Annotated in this window: 15 protein-coding genes; 7 read left to right on the plus strand and 8 right to left on the minus strand. The window is 66.2% G+C overall.

All coding sequences use genetic code 11. The features are described from left to right. Positions 1 to 63 precede the first annotated feature (63 nt). The 8 genes from tssH to tssA form a co-directional block, all read right to left on the minus strand. The gene (gene tssH / locus H7A76_RS01270) at positions 64 to 2,739 is read right to left on the minus strand and encodes a type VI secretion system ATPase TssH (protein ID WP_185696856.1); all 2,676 of its coding nucleotides are present in this window, start codon (positions 2,737 to 2,739) and stop codon (positions 64 to 66) included. Continuing rightward, the gene (gene tssG / locus H7A76_RS01275) at positions 2,732 to 3,784 is read right to left on the minus strand and encodes a type VI secretion system baseplate subunit TssG (RefSeq protein WP_185696857.1); all 1,053 of its coding nucleotides are present in this window, start codon (positions 3,782 to 3,784) and stop codon (positions 2,732 to 2,734) included. Before tssG ends, tssH begins: the two co-directional genes overlap by 8 nt. Continuing rightward, a complete protein-coding gene (gene tssF / locus H7A76_RS01280) occupies positions 3,748 to 5,607 on the minus strand; it encodes a type VI secretion system baseplate subunit TssF (RefSeq protein ID WP_185696858.1) in 1,860 nt (619 codons plus the stop codon). Before tssF ends, tssG begins: the two co-directional genes overlap by 37 nt. Next, positions 5,604 to 6,119 (minus strand): type VI secretion system baseplate subunit TssE, encoded by a 516-nt coding sequence (gene tssE, locus H7A76_RS01285; protein ID WP_185696859.1) that lies wholly within the window; start codon positions 6,117 to 6,119, stop codon positions 5,604 to 5,606. The genes tssF and tssE overlap by 4 nt, the downstream gene beginning before the upstream one ends. 149 nt (positions 6,120 to 6,268) lie before the next feature. Beyond that, positions 6,269 to 6,757: an Hcp family type VI secretion system effector gene (locus tag H7A76_RS01290; protein WP_185696860.1), complete on the minus strand. Its 489-nt coding sequence runs from the start codon at positions 6,755 to 6,757 to the stop codon at positions 6,269 to 6,271. A gap of 84 nt (positions 6,758 to 6,841) precedes the next feature. Then, complete coding sequence (gene tssC / locus H7A76_RS01295) at positions 6,842 to 8,335, minus strand: type VI secretion system contractile sheath large subunit (RefSeq protein WP_022641869.1); 1,494 nt, start codon at positions 8,333 to 8,335, stop codon at positions 6,842 to 6,844. Between the two features lie 15 nt (positions 8,336 to 8,350). Beyond that, positions 8,351 to 8,866 carry a type VI secretion system contractile sheath small subunit gene (gene tssB / locus H7A76_RS01300; protein WP_185696861.1) on the minus strand — a complete coding sequence of 172 codons (516 nt, stop codon included), beginning with the start codon at positions 8,864 to 8,866 and terminating at the stop codon, positions 8,351 to 8,353. 81 nt (positions 8,867 to 8,947) lie between these two features. Next, positions 8,948 to 9,967, minus strand: coding sequence for a type VI secretion system protein TssA (gene tssA / locus H7A76_RS01305; protein ID WP_185696862.1), 1,020 nt, complete (start codon positions 9,965 to 9,967; stop codon positions 8,948 to 8,950). Positions 9,968 to 10,359: 392 nt separating this feature from the next. Here tssA and tagH point away from each other — a divergent pair, with 392 nt between their 5' ends. The 7 genes from tagH to H7A76_RS01340 all read left to right on the plus strand — a co-directional run bounded on the left by tagH (position 10,360) and on the right by H7A76_RS01340 (position 19,997). Then, positions 10,360 to 11,859: a type VI secretion system-associated FHA domain protein TagH gene (tagH, locus tag H7A76_RS01310; protein WP_185696863.1), complete on the plus strand. Its 1,500-nt coding sequence runs from the start codon at positions 10,360 to 10,362 to the stop codon at positions 11,857 to 11,859. Between the two features lie 61 nt (positions 11,860 to 11,920). After that, positions 11,921 to 12,430: a type VI secretion system lipoprotein TssJ gene (gene tssJ, locus H7A76_RS01315; RefSeq protein ID WP_185696864.1), complete on the plus strand. Its 510-nt coding sequence runs from the start codon at positions 11,921 to 11,923 to the stop codon at positions 12,428 to 12,430. 15 nt (positions 12,431 to 12,445) lie between these two features. Continuing rightward, a complete protein-coding gene (gene tssK, locus H7A76_RS01320; protein WP_185696865.1) occupies positions 12,446 to 13,780 on the plus strand; it encodes a type VI secretion system baseplate subunit TssK in 1,335 nt (444 codons plus the stop codon). 6 nt (positions 13,781 to 13,786) lie between these two features. Further along, positions 13,787 to 15,112, plus strand: a complete 1,326-nt coding sequence (locus tag H7A76_RS01325; protein WP_053133602.1) for a DotU family type VI secretion system protein — start codon at positions 13,787 to 13,789, stop codon at positions 15,110 to 15,112. Next, on the plus strand, positions 15,109 to 18,612 hold the full coding sequence (tssM, locus tag H7A76_RS01330) for a type VI secretion system membrane subunit TssM (protein WP_185696866.1): 3,504 nt from the start codon (positions 15,109 to 15,111) through the stop codon (positions 18,610 to 18,612). Before H7A76_RS01325 ends, tssM begins: the two co-directional genes overlap by 4 nt. Next, positions 18,609 to 19,262 carry a type VI secretion system-associated protein TagF gene (gene tagF / locus H7A76_RS01335; RefSeq protein WP_185696867.1) on the plus strand — a complete coding sequence of 218 codons (654 nt, stop codon included), beginning with the start codon at positions 18,609 to 18,611 and terminating at the stop codon, positions 19,260 to 19,262. Before tssM ends, tagF begins: the two co-directional genes overlap by 4 nt. Continuing rightward, positions 19,263 to 19,997 carry a PP2C family protein-serine/threonine phosphatase gene (locus H7A76_RS01340; RefSeq protein WP_022641861.1) on the plus strand — a complete coding sequence of 245 codons (735 nt, stop codon included), beginning with the start codon at positions 19,263 to 19,265 and terminating at the stop codon, positions 19,995 to 19,997. Position 19,998: the final 1 nt, after the last annotated feature.

The following is a 19,998-nucleotide window of genomic DNA, read 5'->3' on the forward strand; positions in this document are numbered from 1 at the left end:
AAAGCAGCGGCAAGCTGCAAGTTGCTAGCTACAAGCCTGGAGCTTGCCGCTTGCCGCTGACTCTTAGTTTGGCTCGCTGAAGTCGTAGTGCAGTTCGTTGTCCCGCTGGCTGATGCGCACTCCGGCCAGGGCCTTGCCTTCGAGCATGCGCGTGAGGAACTCGCGGCTCATGTCCGGCAGCAGGCTGTTGGTCAGGATGGCGTCGATCATGCGGCCACCGCTTTCGGTCTCGGTGCAGCGCGAGACGATCAGGTCGACCACCGCGTCGTCGAAGTCGAAGCCCACCTTGTGGGTGCTCTCCACGCGTTTCTTGATCCGCCCCAGCTGCAGGCGGGTGATGGCCTTGAGCATCTCGTCGCTCAGCGGGTAGTAGGGGATGGTCACCAGGCGGCCCAGCAGTGCCGGCGGGAAGATCTCCAGCAGCGGCTGGCGCAGGGCCTTGGCGATCTCTTCCGGCTCCGGCACGTCCTGCGGGTTCTTGCAGACATCGGCGATCAGCTCGGTGCCGGCGTTGGTGGTGAGCAGGATCAGGGTGTTCTTGAAGTCGATCATGCGGCCTTCGCCGTCTTCCATGACGCCCTTGTCGAATACCTGGAAGAAGATCTCGTGCACGTCCGGGTGGGCTTTTTCCACTTCATCGAGCAGCACCACGCTGTAGGGCTTGCGCCTTACGGCCTCGGTCAGCACGCCACCTTCGCCGTAGCCGACGTAGCCGGGCGGGGCGCCCTTGAGGGTGGAGACGGTGTGGGCTTCCTGGAACTCGCTCATGTTGATGGTGATGACGTTCTGCTCGCCGCCGTACATGGCTTCGGCCAGGGCCAGGGCGGTCTCGGTCTTGCCCACCCCGGAGGTGCCGGCGAGCATGAACACGCCGATCGGCTTGTTGGGGTTGTCCAGGCCCGCGCGGGAGGTCTGGATGCGCTTGGCGATCATCTGCAGGGCGTGGTCCTGGCCGATGATGCGCTTCTTCAGGTGCTGGTCGAGGTTGAGCACAGTCTCGATTTCGTTGCGGGCCATGCGACCCACCGGGATCCCGGTCCAGTCGGCCACCACCGAGGCCACCGCCTGGTAGTCCACGGTCGGCAGGATCAGCGGGTTCTCGCCCTGCAGGGCGCTGAGGCGTTGTTGCAGGTCCACCAGTTTCTCGCGCAGGCCGTGGCCTTCATCGCCCGCGTCGCTGTCCACCAGGCCGACGTTCTCGCGCAGTTGGGCGCGGGTGGCCAGCAACTCGTCCACCAGGGTCTTTTCTTCGCTCCAGCGGCTTTCCAGCTCGGCCAGGCGCTCACGCTCGGCGGCCAGCAGGTTCTCGCTGTTGACCTGGCGCTGGCCGATGGCGACGCCGATCGCCTGTTCCCGGGCGATGATCTGCAGTTCGGTTTCCAGCGCTTCGATGCGCCGACGGCTGTCGTCCACCTCGGCCGGCACCGCATGCAGGCTGATGGCGACTCGGGCGCAGGCGGTGTCCAGCAGGCTCACCGACTTGTCCGGCAACTGGCGCGCCGGGATGTAGCGATGGGACAGCTTGACCGCCGCCTCCAGGGCTTCGTCGAGGATCTGTACCTGGTGGTGCTGTTCCATGGTCGAGGCCACGCCGCGCATCATCAGCAGCGCCTTGTCTTCCGAGGGCTCGGCCACTTGTACCACCTGGAAGCGCCGGGTCAGGGCCGGGTCTTTCTCGATGTGCTTCTTGTACTCGGCCCAGGTGGTGGCGGCCACGGTGCGCAGGGTGCCGCGGGCCAGGGCCGGCTTGAGCAGGTTGGCCGCGTCGCCGGTGCCGGCGGCGCCCCCGGCGCCGACCAGGGTATGGGCTTCGTCGATGAACAGGATGATCGGCTTGGGCGAGGCCTGGACGTCCTCGATGACCTGGCGCAGGCGCTGTTCGAATTCGCCCTTCATGCTGGCGCCGGCCTGCAGCAGGCCGACGTCGAGGCTGCGCAGTTCGACGTCCTTGAGCGCCGGTGGCACGTCGCCGGCGACGATGCGCAGGGCGAAACCTTCGACCACGGCGGTCTTGCCCACCCCGGCCTCGCCGGTGAGGATCGGGTTGTTCTGCCGGCGGCGCATGAGGATGTCCACCAGCTGGCGGATCTCTTCGTCACGGCCGACGATGGGGTCGAGCTTGCCGCTGCGGGCCTGTTCGGTCAGGTCCACGGTGAAGCGCTTGAGCGCTTCCTGCTTGCCCAGGGCGCTGGGGGCCATGGCGCCGCTGGCTTCGCCGGGCACCGCGCCGGCATTGAAGCCATCGCTGGCCGCCAGGGCGTTTTCCGGCGAGTCGCCGATGTATTCGTCGAAGCGCTCGGCCAGGCTCTCGACCTTGATCTTGTCGAACTCCTTCGATAGCCCCAGCAGCGCATGGCGCAGGCTTGGGGTCTTGAGGATGCCGATCACCAGGTAGCCGGTGCGTACCTGGCTCTCGCCGAACATCAGGCTGCCGTAGACCCAGCCGCGCTCCACCGCTTCCTCGACGTGGGACGACAGGTCGGTGATCGAGGTCGAGCCCCGGGGCAGGCGGTCCAGGGCCTCGGTCAGGTCCTTGGCCAGGCGCGCCGGCTCCAGGTTGAACTGGCGGATGATGCGGTGCAGGTCCGAGTCCTGCAGCTGCAGCAACTGGTGGAACCAGTGGGCCAGCTCCACATAGGGGTTGCCCCGCAACTTGCAGAAGACCGTGGCGGCTTCGATGGCTTTGTAGGCAACGCTGTTGAGTTTGCCGAACAGCGCCGCGCGACTGATTTCACCCATGCTCTGTGCTCCTTGGTGTTTGTGAGGTAGTGGCCTGATCGGCGTAGTGCCGGGCCAGAATGAGGTCTTCGGCATCGCTGCCGGGACGCCCGAGCCAGGTGTTGAAACCCAGGCGCTGGCGGCCATTGAGTTGCAGTTGGGGGACCTCGTCCTTGCGCAGGACCAGGTTCAGGTCCCAGTCCAGTTCGTGGCCCAGGTATTCGGCGACCCAAGCCACCAGCTCCTTGAACTGCTGGCCGTCAGGGAGCATCCCCAGGTAGTCGTCCAGCTTCAGCGGACCGAGGCGGATGCGGAATTTGTGCTGGCGGTCCCAGACGTGGCTGCCCAGGCAGAAGTCCACGCCCAGCTGGTGGGCCTGGACCCCGAGCCGGCTACGCTCGGGCAACTCCAGCCACTGGCCGACGTATTCCTCGATCGCCACCGGCAGGCCGAAATACTCGCCGATGATCGCCCGCAGGCCGTCGGGGTAGCGGGTCTGGGCCGAGAGATGGCCGCTGTAGTGCAGCTTGGCGGTGTCGGCGATCAGCCCCTGCTTGAGCAGGCTTCGCATGCCCCGGCCGCTCAGGGCCGCCAGGCGCGCCGACCAGTAGTCGTCGTCCGGGCGATCGTGGCTGACCGTCGGCCGCGCTTCGGCCCAGGCGCGATAGAACAGGCTCAGCAGGCGATGGTGGAATACGTCCAGGAAGCGCTTGCTGGTGCTGTCGGCGTTGTTGCGCTGGCGCTCGCGCACGTATTCGGTGAAGTGCAGCGGCATCGGCCCATTGGGACCGCCCAGGCCGAAGAAGAACTGCTCCAGGCGGGTGCTGGCGCCGTCGTTGCCGGGGGTGACCGAGGCCAGGGTCGCCGGGGCGAAGGTGCAATCGGCCTGTTGGCCCAGGCGCAGCGGATCGTCCGCCAGGCGCAGGGAGTGACCGAAGCGCGGCAGTTGCGGCGACAGGCATTCGATACGCCGCAGGGCCTGGAAGAAGTCGTACTCCCAGGGCTCGGCGTGCATCGCCGCCAGCGTATTCAAAGAGTCGGACGACGTCCGGGCTTGGCTTTCCATCGCATGATCTCGCCGCGTTCGGTGGTACGGATCACCGTCTCGGTAAAACTGTTGATCGACACGTAGCGTGCCAGGAAGCGCTCGAACACGGCCCCGAGCAGGAACACCCCGGTGCCGCGAAACGCGTTTTCATCGAATTCCAGGGTGATCTCCAGGCCCCGTCCGAAGACGATCGGCCCAGGCATCGGCAGGCGCCGCGTCACCGCCTTGCTGCTGACCTCGCGCAGGCCTTCGATCTGCAGTTGCAGGGCCGCGTCGTTGCTGTCGCCATACAAGCGCAGCAGCTCGCGCAGGGCCGCCGCGCCCTGGCCCTGTTCGGCGAGCGACAGGTAGTTCAGCGACAGCTGGCTGATCAGGCGCCAGGCCTTGCCGTCATGGGCGTGGCTGGGACGTGGCCGGCTCGGTCCGGCCAGGCAGCGGATGGCCTGCACCGGGGCGCTGTCGGCCAGGGTGAAGTCGGTCTTGCCGCTGCCCACGTTCATGAACAGCGGCAGGTCGCGGTTGGTGCACAGGGCGCTGACCCCGAGCTGGCGCAGGTCATGGCGATAGGGCGCCTGCTGGCTGTCCACCAGGCTGACGAAGGATTCGCTGCCGATGTAGGTCGAGCGCGGGCCGTTGCGGCGCTGGTCGCTGGACAGCACCCGGGGTTCGCGCCGCAGGATGTAGTAGGCCTGGTCACGGCCATAGCGCGACGGATCGCGCACCGCATAGAACGGCAGGAACGGCTGCTCCGGCCCGGTGCCGTGGCCGCTGAGGGTGCTCAACGAATGCACTTCATAGTCCATCGGCCGGGTACGGTCGGCGATCACATGGTGCTCGTTGACCCGGTCGGACAAGTGGATGCGGTCCAGGCGCTTGGGAAACAGGTTGATCGCCGGGGTGCAGAAGGGCACGAACTGGTTGCTGCCGACGCTGCCTTCCAGGCTCTGCTCGAAGCGCTCGAACAGCACGATCAGCTCCAGCTCCTGGCCGGTGCAACGCTGCACCGCGCGGCCCAGCTGGGCGAACTCGACGAACAGGAAGCGGTTGGGCAGGGCGAAGTATTCCTGCAACAGGCGATAGCCCTGGAACGCCTGGGGCACCACTGGCAGCGCCGCGTCGCGGTCGTCGAAACCCCGCGAGCGCAGGGCGTCCTGGGGCAGGCGTTCGACCCAGTCGCCACCCGGGGCCCGGGCGAAGATCGCGCAGGCGTTGCCCAGCAGTTGTTCGTAGAGACGGAACGGCAGCTCGTCGTTGCCGTTCAGGTACAGCGGCAGCTCGTCCAGGGCCAGGCTGCAAAATGGCAGCTCGGCGCCGGTGCGCAGGGTCAGGCGCAGCCCGGCCTTGGCCTTGGGTTCGCTGGCGGCCAGGCGCCCGAGTACCGCCGAGGGGTTGCCGAAGTATTCGGCCTGGCTCACTTGCAGCGGCCACAGGGTCACCGGGTGGGCGGTGCGGTATTCACAGCAGGTCTGGGTGTCGCGACCTAGGGCCGCGCGCAGGCTGATGCCACGCTCCAGGGTGAAGCCGCTGCCCAGGCTGCCTTCGTCGGGATCGGTCTGCAATTGCACCACGGTCATCGACGGGGTCGGCGCCAGGTAGTGCGGGTAGGCGATCTCCAGCAGGTTATGGGTGAAGGTCGGGTATTCGGCATCGAGCTTGAGTTGCACCCGGGCCGCCAGGTAGGCGAAGCCTTCCAGCAGGCGCTCGACATAGGGGTCGGCGCAGTCCATGCCCGACAGGGTCAGGCGGCTGGCGATCTTCGGGTATTCCTTGGCGAACTCCGCGGCGCTCTCGCGCACGTGGTGCAATTCCTGGTTGTACAGGTCCAGCAGGCGCGGGTTCATGGGCGCCTCCGGGAATCGCCCTGGACCACCCGGACATGCCCGGATTCCAGGTCCATGTCGGTTTGCAGCAACAGGCGCAGGGGCATCGGTTGCGCCCACAGGTCGCCTTCGATCTCGAAACTCAGGGCGTTGTGGTTCATCTCGCCGGGCGCGGTGCGCGCGCGGACCCGCAAGGTGTTGCGCAGGATCCGCGGTTCGAAGGTGGCGATGGCCTGGTGGATCAGGTTCTCCAGGGCCGGGATATCGATGCTCGACGCGCTGTACCCGGCCAGGGCCGGCAGGCCGTAGTTGACCACCGAGGTGCCGGCGGGGGTGTGCAGGGTGGCGTCGGCTTCGAGCAATGAGGTGGTGTTGAGCAGCCAGGCGAGATCGCGCAGGACCGAGGCCTTGAGCTGGCTCAGGGACAGGACGCGCTTGTCCGGGCTTTCTTTCAGGTTGCCGGGTTCGTCGTCGGTCAGACGATCCAGCAGGGAAGGTTGCAAGCGATCGCGAGCGGCGATGTCGGTTACCACGGGGTTCGCTCCAGGATCGGATTGCGCAGGCAGGACGTCAGGAAAATGGATGCAGCCTCAAAACGCGCCAACCTGTAGCCGCTGCCGCAGGCGACGAGACCCGGGACGTTGCCCGGGCCTCGGGATGCCTGCGACGCGGCCGCAGTGGATCAGCGCTTGGTGTTCGAGCGGATGTTCCAGCCGTATTTGATCGGGCCGCCGTCCTTGGTGCCGTCGGCTTTCTGCGGCTGGTACTCGACCGCCACCTGGGCGAAGTTCAGGGTGATGTTCTCGGTCAGGCGATCGTCGCTGCCCGAACCACCGGTGCTCAGGGAAGTGATCAGCACTTCTTCCAGGTCGATGATCATGTACTCGACCTGGCTTTCACCGCCGGCCTTGCGCACGGTCAGGCGCACCTTGTCGATGTGCTTGCCGCTGGAGCAGTGCATCATCAGGTTCGGCGAAGCCTTGTCGACGTACTTGGTCAACGACAGGTCCTGGATGTTGACCTTGCCCGCGCCGCCGCCACCGCCAACGTGCATGTTGCCGGACTGGGACATGCCCCAGCTCCAGTTCAGCACATCGATCTCGTCCTTATGGATCTTGTCCATGGACTCGCCCTTGATGTCACCGATCTTGATGAAAATATCAACAGCCATGTTTTCTCCCTGTGTGGCCCTTGCCACGATGTTTGTTCGGCTTGGCGGCCGCCGGCATTCGGTCAGCGGCCGCTAGTTGGGGTGTCAGGCGCCTTTTGCCGATGGCAGCTTGGAAACCAGGCGCAGCGAAACGGTCAGTCCTTCGAGCTGGTAGTGCGGACGCAGGAAGAACTTGGAGTTGTAGTAGCCCGGGTTGCCTTCGACTTCCTCGACCACCACTTCCGCCGCGGCCAGCGGGTGCTGGGCCTTGGTGGTCTCGGTGGAGTGCGCCGGGTCGCCATCGACGTAGTTGAGGATCCAGTCCTGCAACCAGCGCTGCATCTCGTCCTTCTCTTTGAAGGAGCCGATCTTGTCGCGCACGATGCACTTGAGGTAGTGGGCGAAGCGGCAGGTGGCGAACAGGTACGGCAGGCGCGCGGCCAGGTTGGCATTGGCGGTGGCGTCCGGATCGTCGTACTCGGCCGGTTTCTGCAGCGACTGGGCGCCGATGAAGGCCGCGAAGTCGGTGTTCTTCTTGTGCAGCAGCGGCATGAAGCCGTTCTTGGCCAGCTCCGCCTCGCGCCGGTCGGAGATGGCGATCTCGGTCGGGCACTTCATGTCCACGCCACCGTCGTCGGTGGGGAAGGTGTGCGCCGGCAGGTTCTCCACCTCGCCGCCGGACTCCACGCCGCGGATCCGCGAGCACCAGCCGAAGTGCTTGAACGAACGGTTGATGTTCACCGCCATGGCGTAGGCCGCGTTGGCCCAGGTGTACTTGGAGCTGTCGGCGCCGTCGGTGTTCTCTTCGAAGGCGAAGGCTTCCACCGGATCGGTCTTGGCGCCGTAAGGCAGGCGTGCCAGGAAGCGCGGCATGGTCAGGCCGATGTAGCGCGAGTCTTCCGATTCACGCAGGGAGCGCCAGCCGGCGTATTCCGGGGTGGTGAAGATCTTGGTCAGGTCCCGTGGGTTGGACAGTTCCTGCCACGAGCCCATGCCCATCACGGTCGGCGAAGCCGCGGAGATGAATGGCGCGTGCATGGCTGCGCAGACCTTGGACAGCTCGCCCAGGAGCTCGACATCCGGTGGCGACTGGTCGAAGTAGTAGTCGCCCACCAGGCAGCCGTAAGGCTCGCCGCCGAACTGGCCGTATTCCTCTTCGTACATCTTCTTGAACATCGGGCTCTGGTCCCAGGCCGTGCCCTTGAATTTCTTCAGGGTCTTGTGCAGCTCCGGCTTGGAGATGTTGAGCACGCGGATCTTCAGTTGCTCGTCGGTCTCGGTGTTGTTGACCAGGTAGTGCAGGCCGCGCCAGGCGCTTTCCAGCTGCTGGAATTCCGGGTGATGGATCACCTGGTTGACCTGGGCGGTGAGCTTGGCGTCGATGGCCGCGATGATCGACTCGATCGACTTGATCGCGTCGTTGGACACCAGGTCGGTCTGCGCCAGGGCCTGTTCGGCCAGGGTACGGACCGCGGTCTCCACGGCTTCGCGAGCGCGTTCGGTCTTGGGCTTGAACTCTTGCAGCAGCAGCGAGGCGAATTCGCTGGCCTGTTCGGTGGCGCCGGGTTGCGCCTGATTGTCACGCATCAATTCGGTCATGATCGTTGGTCCTGATTAAGCGTTCGGCTCGGAGTCCACAGGCTTTGGCGCACTCGCCAGGGCCTGGAGCAACGCCGGATCCTTGATGGCTTTCATGATGATTTCTTCGGCGCCGGTCTTGCCGTCCATGTAGGTCAGCAGGTTGGCCAGCTGGGTACGGGCTTCGAGCAGCTGGTTCAGCGAGTCGACCTTGCGCGCCACCGCCGCAGGGCTGAAGTCGTCCATGCTCTCGAAGGTGATGTCCAGGCTCAGGTTGCCTTCGCCGGTCAGCTCGTTGGGCACGTGGAACGCCACCCGTGGCTTCATCGCCTTGAGGCGCGAGTCGAAGTTGTCGACGTCGATTTCCAGGAACTTGCGGTCGGCCACCGGGGCCAGGGGCTCGGCCGGCTTGCCCGCCAGATCGGCCATGACGCCCATGACGAAGGGCAGCTGGACCTTTTTCTCGGCGCCGTAGAGCTCGACGTCGTATTCGATCTGTACCCGGGGCGCGCGGTTGCGCGCGATGAATTTCTGAGAACTTTGCTTCGCCACGTTGTGCTCCTGGTCGCTGCTGCGACGGTGTTGGCGTCGGTCGGTGATTGCCGTTGACGTTACTGTTCGGCCCGTCCGGGATTAGTCGGATTCGGGGCCGCGCAGGTTTTCAAATTGGGACATGCCGTCGGGGATCAGGTTGCGCACGATGGCCGCGAAGTCGGCATTGACCAGGTTCTTGGCCCGGTTGAGCAACACCGGTAGCGGGCTCGAGGGCTCGTGGCGGCTGTAGTAGGCCAGCAATCGGTCGAGGCTGCGCAGCACGTCGTCGCGGCTGTTGATCTCCCCCGAAACCCGGGGCTGGGCCGGTGTCATGGGCGCGCTGGGCTCTTGGCCGGGCGCAGGCTCGGCCTCGGCTTCGGCGGGGCTGTCGGGCGCCTGCGGAGCGTGCTGGCCCAGTACCTGCAGCGCCAGGCGCAGCGGTTGCTTGAGGGCGCTGAGGTCGACGCCACTGGCGGAGCCGACCTGTTCGCTGACCTGCTTCTCGATGGACTCGACCGCCGAGCGAGCGCTGCTCAAGGCGTGGCGAATGGCATCCAGGTGCTCGGGATCGCTGTCTTGCAGCGCGCCGGCCAGATGGTCGGAACCCAGGCTCTCGCCGGAAAAATGCTGCAGGCCGGCCGCGTTCAGGGCGGCCCGCACGCTGACCGGGCCGAAGGTCCGGGAGCGGGTGAGGATGGCGTCGCGCAGCAGGCCGATGGTGGTATCGGAAGCCAGGCCGGCGAGGGCGTTGATACGGACGGTGGGATCGTTGTCGTCGTCGGCGTCCAGGCGTGGATGCAGTTGCTCCCAGTAGTCGCGCAACAGGCCGTCGATCAGCTCGAGGCTGGTGGCCAGGCCCGGCAGGCCTTCGAGGGCCAGGGTGCTCTGGAGCAGGAAATGGGTGATACGCAGGTCCTTGCTGCGAGACAGCAAGTCCAGGCTCTGCTGCTGGATGCCGCGCCACTCCGGCGGTTCGGCCGGGAGAATCGAGTCGCCCATGCTGCGCTCGGGCTGGCCCTGGGCGGACCGCTCCAGATGCAAGAAATCCGCGTCGTATTCCAGGTCTTCGCCACAAGGCGAAGTTGCTGAAATCGCAGCGAGCAACATCGGTACATCCACCTGGTTCGATCTCCCTATCAGCCTGCAGGACAGTCAGGCAGTTAATGCACTAGTTAATTGTGAACTCGCGCACATTTCTTGGTTTATATAGACTCTCTGATACTAGTGAGCCATCATCCGTGTTCAAGAAGTTGTGCATTTTTGGTGTAGTACTTGTGCCTTGTCAAGGTAAGCTATTCACCTTGCATGACAGTGATATGTCGCCTTACTTGGCCCCTTGACCGACGGGTCAAATCGAGGCCGTAAGAAAGGCTTTTGTCATCTGTGTAGGTTAGGTTGAGCGAACGTGCTGTGAACTGTGCGATTTAAGGGATTTTTGCGGGCTTTTCATCTTTTTACGGAACTTTTTACCCAACGCCGGTTCGCACGCGGATGTACAGCAAGGAGGCGCGATGTCGCTGTGTTTGACTATCACTAGTTATCATAAGATTACCCCCGGTCAATGCCCTGAGAAACTAATGAACCAGGGAGTGATGGCAATTGGCCGTAGTTCTGATAACGATTGGGTACTTCCTGATCCAGAGCGCTTAGTCTCCGCGCGACATTGCGTCATCCAATACAAGGATGGCCGCTATTACTTGACCGATAACAGTACTAATGGTGTGGAGTTAGTCCGCGCCGGTATCCGCATGCGCCGAGGCGCCAGCGAGCTGCTGGAAGATGGCGAGATCATTCGGATCGGCGATTACGAGATCAGTGCACGAATCGACTTCAACATGAGCCGGGCCCAGGTCGAGGCTTTCGCCGGGGACAACGCCAACAGCTTCGAGGCGCTGATGGGCCGCCAGTCGTCGGCGCCCACGCCGATCGAGCCGATCTCCATGGCGCCGGTGGCGCACTTCCAGGGCGCTTCGGCCCAGGACACTTTCCCCGATCTGTTCGACTTCCTGACCCCGGCCGCTACGCCGCCAGCGACCCAGCCCGACCATGTTCCTGCCGAGCAGCACGACTTCCGGCCGCCGACGCCTACCGCTATCCCCCAGCCGCTGCCCCAGGTGCCACCGGCCGCGCCAGCAGCCCAGGGAATAGGGATGATCCCGGAGGATTGGGACCTGTTCGCCGAGACGCCGTCCCGGCCGGCGCCCGCACCGCTGCCCGAGTTCGCCTCGCCAGTGCCGCCGCCAGCCGCGACGCCGTTTCCCGAGATCGGTGAGCTCGCCACGCCATTCGAGGAGCCGCAGCCGCAACCCTTGGCCGTTGCGCCAGTTGCACCTGTTGCACCTGTTGCACCTGTTGCGCCAGTTGCACCTGTTGTCGCCCCTGCCGCCCCGGTCGCTCCGCCGGCCAGCGAACCGGCGCCACAAGCCGACCTGCTGCAAGCCTTCCTGCGTGGCGCTGGCCTGGAGCACTTGCGCATCGACCCGCAACAGGCCGCGGCGCAGATGGAAAGCCTGGGGCGCAGCTATCGGCTGATGGTCGAGGGGCTGATCGACGTGTTGCGTGCCCGCAGCAGCCTCAAGGGCGAATTTCGCATGCAGCAGACGATGATCCGCCCGGTGGAGAACAACCCGCTGAAGTTCGCGCCCAACGTCGACGAGGCGATGCTCTTGTTGCTCCGTCACAGCAGCCAGGCGTTCATGTCTCCGGACCAGGCGGTGCAGGACAGCTTCGACGATTTGCGCGCTCACCAACTGGCGGTCATGGCCGGTGTGGAAGCGGCGATCAAGCATCTGCTCGGGCGTTTCGAGCCCAGCGAGCTTGAAGCCCGCATGAGCAAGCCCGGTGGCCTGGGCAACCTCTTCGGCGGTTCGCGCCAGGCGCAGAACTGGCAGCAGTTCACCGCGCTGTACCAGCAGATTTCCCGGGAGGCCCAGGATGATTTCCAGGACCTCTTCGGTCGCGAGTTCAGTCGCGCCTATGAAGAACACACCCATCGGCTGCGCCGTTCCTGAGCGCGCCTGGAACCCCCAAACACGGATACACGGACAGCTGACACGTCATTGAGGACGCAGGATGATTCAACGATTACTGACAGTGGTCGCCATGCTGGTACTGGCGGCTTGTGCCAAGGACACCCCGCCACCAGCGGCAGAGCCGGCCAAGGACGGACCCGGGGCCACCACGGTGGAATTGCATTTCCAGGCCACGCCCGGGCTCAACCCCAGTCCTGACGGCAGCAGCACGCCGGTGCGGGTGCGGATCTTCGAGCTCAAGAACCCGGCGGCCTTCATGCGGGCCGACTACTTCGCCCTGGCCGAGCGGGCCCCGGCCACCCTGGGCCCCGACTTGATCGACCAGGACGAAGTGCTGGTCCAGCCCGGCGACCAGTTCACGCTCAAGCGCACCCTGGACCCGGCCACTCGCCAGGTCGGCCTGGTGGTGGGTTTTCGCGAGATCGACCGGGCCCTGTGGCGGGTCAGCGTCAACGCCGCGCCCCACCTGAACAACGCATATCAGATCAGCCTCGACCTGCGCGCGGTCAGCGCCGAACTCGCGGCGTCCCCATCCAGCCCCGCCCAATAGGCAATCGGAGCAACCATGTCCTGGAACAATCGAGTGGTCTGGTCGGAAGGCATGTTCATTGGAACCCAGCACTTCCAGCAGCACGACCGTTACCTGGAGAACCTCATCGACGCCCGCAGCCGCCCGCTGGCGATCGGCGCCTGGGGCTTTTCCGAGCTGCGCATCGACCAGGGCCTGCTGGCCCAGGGCAAGCTGGCGATCATCAGCGCCCGTGGCCTGTTGCCCGACGGCACGCCGTTCAACATTCCCCATGATGACCTGGCGCCGAGCCCGCTGAGCATCGACGACAACCTGCGCGATGGCCTGGTGTACCTGGCCCTGCCGCTCAAGCGCGCGGGCGCCCGGGACACCGTGGACGAAGGCGAGGAGCTGGGCGGGGCGCGCTACCTGAGCCAGGTCCGCGAGGTACGTGACGACAACGCGCCCTTCGAAAACCGCGCCCCGGTGGCCGTCGGCGCACGTGCTCTGCGCCTGCTCACGGCCCAGGATGGCTTGAGCGACTACGCCGCCGTCGGTGTGGTGCGGGTCAAGGAAAAGCGTGCCGACCGCGCCCTGGTGCTGGACGACAGCTACATCCCGCCGTTGCTGGATGTGGCGGCTTCAAAACCGTTGAGCGCCTTTCGCAGCGAACTGCTGGGCCTGCTGCACCAGCGCGGCGAAGCCCTGGCCGGGCGCGTGGTGGCCTCGGGGGCCGGCGGCGCTTCGGAAATCGCCGATTTCATGCTGCTGCAATTGGTCAACCGCGCGCAGCCGCTGATCAACCACCTGAACCAGATCAGCCCGCTGCATCCGGAGCGCTTCTACAGCGAGCTGGTGGGCCTGGCCGGCGAGTTCTCGACCTTTTCCAACAGCAGTCGGCGTCCGGCGGAGTTCCCGCAGTACCAGCATGACGAACTGGCACTGAGCTACGCCCCAGTGATGCAGGCGCTGCGCGAGGCGCTGTCGATGCTGATCGACAGCAAGGCCACGCCGATCCCGATCGTCGAGAAAGCCTACGGCGTGCACGTGGCGATGCTGGCCGACCGGACCTTGCTGGACAACGCCAGCTTCATCCTGGTGGTGCGCGCCGACGTGCCTGGCGAGACCCTGCGCGGGCGTTTCGCCCAGCAGAGCAAGGTCGGCTCGGTGGAGCACATCCGCGACCTGGTCAACCTGCAATTGCCGGGCATCGGCCTGCTGCCGCTGCCGGTGGCGCCACGCCAGTTGCCGTATCACGCGGGCTCCACCTACTACGAGCTCGATCGCGGCAGCGAGCACTGGAAGCAGCTGGCCCATTCCGGTGGCTTCGCCTTCCACGTCGCGGGGGAATTCCCGGGGTTGAACCTGGCCTTCTGGGCCATTCGAGGATAAGTCGCGATGCATCCGTTCGACGATTCGGCAGGGCAGCCGTCCCCGGCCAACGACCGTACCCAATTCATGCCGCGCCCCGGTGGTCGCGCGCCCGAGCCCGGACGCCCGGCAGCCGCTCCGGCGCCCTCGCTGGCGATGCCGGCGGCGCCGCTGGCCTCCGGCCAGGCCCAGGGCCTGAACCCCCTGGAGAGCGCTGCTGGCCCGCTGCTGGCGTTGCTCACTCGCTTGCGCAGCACCCTGGCGCATCCGGCGCCGGCCAGCTTGCGGGCGCAACTGCTGGCCTACCTGCGCCAGTTCGAGGAGCGCGCCGAGGCCGCCGGCGTGCCGCGCAACGATGTGTTGCTGGCCCGCTATGCGCTGTGTACCGCCCTGGACGAGGCGGTGTTGAGCACGCCCTGGGGCAGCACCAGCGACTGGGGCAAGCAGAGCTTGTTGATTACCGTGCACAACGAGGCCTGGGGCGGCGAGAAGGTGTTCCAGTTGCTGGAGCACTGCCTGCAGAGCCCGCGCGAGCGTTTGTACCTGCTGGAGCTCTTGTACCTGTGCATGTGCCTGGGGTTCGAAGGCCGCTACCGGGTGATGATCGACGGTCGCAGCCAGCTCGAGGCCCTGCGCGAGCGTACTGCGGCGACCATCCGCAGCGCCCGTGGCGAACATGAGCGCGAGCTCTCGCCCCACTGGCGTGGAGTGACCGTGGCCCGGGACCGCCTGGCCCAGTTCATGCCGCCCTGGGTCGGCATCGCCATCGGTGTGGCGTTGCTGCTGGCCCTGCTGTTCGGCCTGCGCCTGAAGCTGGCGGCGGATGCCGAGCCGGTGTTCAAGAACATCCATGCCCTGGGCGAGATCCCGGTGCAAACCCTGGACCGGCCGGTGATCCAGCCCAAGGTGGTGGAGCGTCCGCGCCTTTCCGGGTTCCTGGCCGACGATATCCGTGCCGGGCGCGTGGCGGTGGAAGACACCGCCGACCGTTCGGTGGTGACCATCCGTGGCGACGAGCTGTTCGCTTCCGCCAGCGCCAGCATCCGCGACGAGTACCAGCCGTTGATGCTGCGCATCGCCGATGCCGTGCGCAAGGTCAAGGGCCAGGTACGGATCACCGGCCATAGCGACAATCGGCCAATCGCCACCCTGCGCTTCCCTTCCAACTGGAAACTGTCCCAGGCCCGCGCCGAATCGGTGCAGGAGATTCTCGTGGCGAAGACCGGGCAACCGGCGCGCTTCAGCGCCGAAGGCCGCAGCGATACCGAACCGCTGGCCACCAATGCCACTGCCGAAGGGCGGGCGCGTAATCGTCGGGTAGAAATCAGCGTATTGGCGGAGGGGGTCGAGTGAAGGCGTTTTTCAGTTTTGTGATTCGCTGGGTGATCCCGCTGCTGGGCCTGATCGCCCTGAGCCTGATCATCTGGTTCATCGGCCCGCTGCTGGAGTTCCTGGTGCCGGAAGGCCGGCGCTGGGCGCTGATCATCTTCATCTTCGCGGTATGGATCGCCTACCGGGTGTTTCGCATCATCCAGGCCCGCCGCCATGCAGCCAAGGTCTTGCAGAGCCTGGCGGCCGACACGCCACCGGACCCGGACAGCCTGGCCACCGCCGAGGAACTGGCGGCCCTGCGCCAGCGCATGGACGAAGCCCTGGCGCTGCTGAAGAAGGCCAAGCTCGGCGGTGACGAGAGGCGCAACCTCTACGAACTGCCATGGTACGTGATCATCGGTCCGCCCGGCTCGGGCAAGACCACCGCGCTGGTCAACTCCGGCCTGCATTTCCCCCTGGCGGCGCAGCTGGGTGCCGGCGCCGTGCGTGGTGTCGGCGGGACGCGCAATTGCGACTGGTGGTTCACCGACCAGGCCGTGCTGCTGGACACCGCCGGCCGCTACACCACCCAGGACAGCCACGCCAACGTCGACAAGGCGGCCTGGCTGGGCTTCCTCGACCTGCTCAAGACCCAGCGCTCGCGCCGCCCCATCGATGGCGCCTTCGTGGCCATCAGCCTGTCCGACCTGCTGCTGGGCAGTGAAGCCGAGCGGGCGGCCCATGCGGCGGCGATCCGCCTGCGCATCCAGGAGCTGTACACCCAGCTGGGCGTGCGCTTCCCGATCTACCTGATGCTGACCAAGTTGGACCTGGTGCCGGGCTTCATGGAGTTCTTCGACTCCCTGAGCAAGGAAGAGCGAGCCCAGGTCTGGGGCATGACCTTCGCCCTGGATGACGGCAAGGGCAGCGACAGCCCCCTGGCGCACCTGCCGGCAGAGCTGGTGGCCCTGGAGCAGCGCCTCAACGAACGCCTGGTGGAGCGCTTGCAACAGGAGCGCGACCCGGCGCGGCGCGACCTGATCTACGGCTTCCCGCAGCAGTTCGCGGCGCTCAAGGAGTCCTTGCAGGGCTTCCTCGAAGGCGTGTTCAAGCCCAATGCCTTCGAGGAGCGGGTGCTGCTGCGCGGGGTGTACTTCACCAGTGGCACCCAGGAAGGCAGCCCCATCGATCGCCTGATCGGCGCCATGGCCCAGAGCATGAACCTGGACCGCCAGCACCTGGCGCGCCAGACCGGCACCGGCCGCAGCTACTTCATCGAGAAATTGTTCAGTGCCGTGGCTTTCGCCGAGCGCGGGCTGGTGGGGGTCAACCCCAAGGTCGAGCGTCGGCGCAAATGGATCGCCCGTGGCGCCCTTGCCGCCACCGTGGCCCTGGTGCTGGTGGTGGGCACCCTGTGGATCGTCAGCTACCGGGCCAACCAGAGCTATATCGCCCAGGTCGACCAGCGCGTGGCGCCGGTGCGCCAGGGCGTGCAGAACCTCAGCCCGGCCCAGCGCGATGTGCTGGCGGTGCTGCCGCTGCTCAACGCGACCCGCAACCTGGCCGGCGATGCCCCGGGCTGGGCCGAGGGTCTTGGCCTGTACCAGGGCGATATGCTCGAGGCCGAGTCCGCCAGCGTCTATCGCAAGCTGCTGGTGGCGGTGTTCGCCCCACGGTTGATGACCCGCATCGAAGAACAACTGCACAGCGGCGGCAACTCGGACTTCCTCTACGAGGGGCTCAAGGCCTACCTGATGCTGGCTGACAACGAGCATTACGATGCCGACTTCATCAAGGCCTGGATCACCCTGGACTGGGACCAGACCCTGTCCCGCGAGCTGCCGCCCGACCAGCGCCAGGCCCTGACCGGGCACTTGCAGGCGTTGTTCGAGAAGCATCCGCCCAATGCCCGCCTGGATCAGCGCCTGATCGACGACCTGCGTCGCCAGTTGCAGCAGTTGCCGGTGGCCCAGCGGGTCTACGACCGGGTCAAGCGCGCCAAGCTGCCGGCCGGCGTGCCGGACTTTCGCCTGAGCGAAGCCGGTGGCCGCGATGCGGCGCTGGTGTTCACGCGCAAGAGCGGCAAGCCCTTGAGCGAACCCCTGAGCGGGTTGTTCACCGCCAAGGGTTATCGCGAGGGCTTCCTGCTGGCTAGCGTCAACCAGGCCGGCACCCTGGCCGAGGAGCAGTGGGTGCTGGGCCGCGACCAGGCCGAGCAGCAGAACGTCGCCAGCCTGGCCGCCGACGTGCGCCGCCTGTACTTCCAGGATTACCTGCGCCAATGGGACGCGCTGCTGGCCGACATCGACTTCGTGCCGATCACCAGCGTGGCCCAGGCCGCGGACGTGCTGCGGATCATCTCCGGTCCCACCTCGCCGTTGAAAAAACTGCTGGTGGCGGTATCCAGGGAAACCGACCTGCAACAGGAAGAACGCCTGCTGGCGGCCCAGGGCCAGAAGGTCGAGGGCGGGGTCGACCAGCTCAAGCAGCGCCTGGGGTCGCTCTTGGGCCAGGAGCAGGCAACCAGCCCTGCGGCGGTGGCCAGCGAAGACCCGGTGAGCGCGCATTTCGCCGACCTGATCGGCCTGGTGAGCAAGAATGAAGGCGAGCCGGCGGCCATCGATGGCCTGCTGGCGGACATGAACGCCCTGTACGTGCAGGTCAGCGCCATGGTCGGCGCCAGCGGCGATGCGCTGTTGGGCGAAGCCAAGAACCAGGCCAGCGCCGCCGCGGCCCGGGTCAGCCTGACCGCCGCGCGCCAGCCGCCAGTGGTCCAGGGCTTGGTCAAGTCGGTGGTCGGTTCCACCACCAACACCATGATGGGCGGGGTGCGCAACCAGTTGAACGCGGCCTGGGTCAGCGAGGTGGTGAATGTCTACCGCCAGTCCCTGAGCGGGCGCTATCCGATGTCGCCGGGCAGTTCGCGGGATGCGACCCTGGAGGACTTCGGCCAGTTCTTCGGTACGGGCGGGGTGATGGACAGCTACTTCCGCAAGTACCTGCAACCCTACGTCAACACCTCCACCGCGACCTGGAGCTGGCAGCCGGGTGCGGCGCAGAAGCTGGGGATTTCCCCCGGGGTGCTACAGACCTTCCAGCGCGCTTCGAACATCCGCGATGCGTTCTTCCGCTCCAGCGGCGGCACCCAGCCGGCCGTGCGCTTCGAGCTCAAGCCGGTGGAGATGGACGCCAATATCAGCCAGTTCCTGCTCGATCTGGATGGCCAGCAACTGAGCTACGACCACGGCCCGAGCCGGCCGGTGGCCATGCAGTGGCCGAACCCGGGGAGCATCGGCGTGGTGCGCCTGTCGATCATGCCGCCGTCGGCCAGCGGGCGTTCGGGGATCACCCTGGACGGCCCTTGGGCCTGGTTCCGCCTGCTGGAGCAATCGGAACTCTCCGCCACCAACTCGCCGGACCGCTTCAACCTGCGGTTGCGGGTCGATGGCGCGAGCATTTCCTATGAGCTGCGTGCCAGCAGCGCCTTCAACCCGTTCAAGAGCCGAGTGCTCAGCGGCTTCAGCCTGCCGGAGCGGCTATGACGGCCCCCGGCCTGTACGGCAAGCTGGCCAGCCGTGGCGACTTCGTCAGCCGTGGCCTGCCGCAGAGCTTCATCGGCCCCTGGGACAGCTGGCTGGCGGCGGGGTTGCTGGCCAGCCAGAACGCCATGGGCGAGCACTGGCTCAACGCCTACCTGGTCAGCCCGTTGTGGCGTTTCGCCCTGGCCCCGGGCCTGTGCGGGCCCCAGGCGGCGGTCGGGGTGGTGATGCCGAGCATCGACCGGGTCGGGCGCTATTTCCCCCTGACGGTCGCCGCGCTGCTGGAGCCCGGCGAAGACCTGGCTGGCGTGGTCGGCGGCCCGGACCTGTGGTTCGAACAAGTGGAGCAGTTGCTCCTGGCGACCCTCGACGAGGGCGCCAGCTTCGAGGCGCTGGAGACGGGCTTGCAGACCCTGGGCGCGCCGCTCGCGGCGCCACGGGCCGAAGGCAGCCATTACGCCGGCCTGCAACGCTTCTACGTCAATGACCCACAGGCCCGGAGCGCGGTGCTCGCCGCCCTGGCCCTGGACGGGTCGAGTGTCTGGTGGGGACGTGGTTCGCAGTACATCAGCCCGATGCTGCTGCGTTGCCAGGGGCTGCCGCCAGCCAGTGATTTTGGGCAATTTCTGCTCGGGCAAGAGGGTGCCGTCTAAATGCGTTCAGCGCCACAACTGTCCTACCAGTCCGCCAGCTACAGCCATGTCGGCATGGTGCGGAAAATCAATGAAGACGCCTGGCTCGAAGCCCCGGAGACCGGCCTGTGGCTGGTGGCCGACGGCATGGGCGGGCACGCCGCCGGCGATTACGTCAGCAGCCTGATCGTCGACAGCCTGCGCGCGGTGCCGGGCGGCGACAGCCTGGAGCACTACGTCGCGGCGTTGCGCAATGCCCTGGCGGCGGTGAATGCCGCGGTGCGCGAGGAAACCGCCAACCGTGGCGTGACCATGATGGGCAGCACGGTGGTCCTGCTGGCGGTACGCGGCGACCAGGCGGTGTGCCTGTGGGCGGGCGATAGCCGCCTGTACCGGCTGCGCGACGAGCAACTGGAGGGCATCTCCCGGGATCACAGCTACGTCCAGGACCTGCAGGACAGCGGCCTGCTCAGCGAGGCCGAGGCCCGGGTCCACCCGCGGGCCAACATCGTCACCCGGGCCATTGGTGTCGAGGCCCAGCTGGAGCTGTCCCAGGTCGACCTGCAAGTGCAGGCCGGCGATACCTTCCTGCTGTGCAGCGATGGCCTGAACAAGACCGCCGAGGACTTCGAACTGCGCGACGTGCTCAGTCACAACGAGCCCAACGACGTGGTGCGCAGCCTGATCCACCTGGGCCTGACCCGGGGCGCGCCGGACAACATCACCGCCATCGTGATCAAGGCCGCAGGACACTGAC

The sequence above is a fragment of the Pseudomonas sp. MSSRFD41 genome, assembly GCF_014230245.1.
Lineage (GTDB): Bacteria > Pseudomonadota > Gammaproteobacteria > Pseudomonadales > Pseudomonadaceae > Aquipseudomonas > Aquipseudomonas piscis.

What these genes read in the sequence shown, in the direction of transcription:
- H7A76_RS01325 (WP_053133602.1), top strand. Translation starts at nt 13,787, where the DNA reads ATGCATCCGTTCGACGATTCGGCAGGGCAGCCGTCCCCGGCCAACGAC.
- tssF (WP_185696858.1), bottom strand. Translation starts at nt 5,607, where the DNA reads ATGAACCCGCGCCTGCTGGACCTGTACAACCAGGAATTGCACCACGTG.
- tssC (WP_022641869.1), bottom strand. Translation starts at nt 8,335, where the DNA reads ATGACCGAATTGATGCGTGACAATCAGGCGCAACCCGGCGCCACCGAA.
- tssH (WP_185696856.1), bottom strand. Translation starts at nt 2,739, where the DNA reads ATGGGTGAAATCAGTCGCGCGGCGCTGTTCGGCAAACTCAACAGCGTT.
- tssK (WP_185696865.1), top strand. Translation starts at nt 12,446, where the DNA reads ATGTCCTGGAACAATCGAGTGGTCTGGTCGGAAGGCATGTTCATTGGA.
- tssG (WP_185696857.1), bottom strand. Translation starts at nt 3,784, where the DNA reads ATGGAAAGCCAAGCCCGGACGTCGTCCGACTCTTTGAATACGCTGGCG.
- H7A76_RS01290 (WP_185696860.1), bottom strand. Translation starts at nt 6,757, where the DNA reads ATGGCTGTTGATATTTTCATCAAGATCGGTGACATCAAGGGCGAGTCC.
- tagF (WP_185696867.1), top strand. Translation starts at nt 18,609, where the DNA reads ATGACGGCCCCCGGCCTGTACGGCAAGCTGGCCAGCCGTGGCGACTTC.
- H7A76_RS01340 (WP_022641861.1), top strand. Translation starts at nt 19,263, where the DNA reads ATGCGTTCAGCGCCACAACTGTCCTACCAGTCCGCCAGCTACAGCCAT.
- tssJ (WP_185696864.1), top strand. Translation starts at nt 11,921, where the DNA reads ATGATTCAACGATTACTGACAGTGGTCGCCATGCTGGTACTGGCGGCT.
- tagH (WP_185696863.1), top strand. Translation starts at nt 10,360, where the DNA reads ATGTCGCTGTGTTTGACTATCACTAGTTATCATAAGATTACCCCCGGT.